We start from the raw sequence: 385 nt of genomic DNA on the forward strand, positions 1-385 counted from the left end.
GCGCTCGTGCCGCGAGGGCGTGTGCGGCTCGGACGCGATGAACATCAACGGCAAGAACGGGCTGGCGTGTCTGACGAATCTGAATGAACTGCCGCAGAAGATCGTGCTGCGCCCGCTGCCGGGACTGCCCGTGGTGCGCGATCTGATCTGCGACTTCACGCAGTTCTTCAACCAGTATCATTCGATCAAGCCGTACCTGATCAACGATACGCCGCCGCCCGAGAAAGAACGCCTGCAATCGCCGGTGGAGCGCGACGAACTGGATGGACTCTATGAGTGCATTCTGTGCGCGAGCTGCTCGACGTCGTGCCCGAGCTTCTGGTGGAACCCGGACAAGTTCGTGGGCCCGGCGGGCTTGCTGCAAGCCTATCGCTTCATCGCGGAT

The 385-nt window shown here is 61.8% G+C and carries 1 protein-coding gene; it reads left to right on the forward strand.

Annotated features, from left to right (window positions below):
• The coding region (locus PQR08_RS38725) for a 2Fe-2S iron-sulfur cluster-binding protein (RefSeq protein ID WP_408164518.1) at positions 1-385 on the forward strand (385 nt) is incomplete at both ends.

This window comes from Caballeronia jiangsuensis, from assembly GCF_046030135.1.
Lineage (GTDB): Bacteria > Pseudomonadota > Gammaproteobacteria > Burkholderiales > Burkholderiaceae > Caballeronia > Caballeronia jiangsuensis.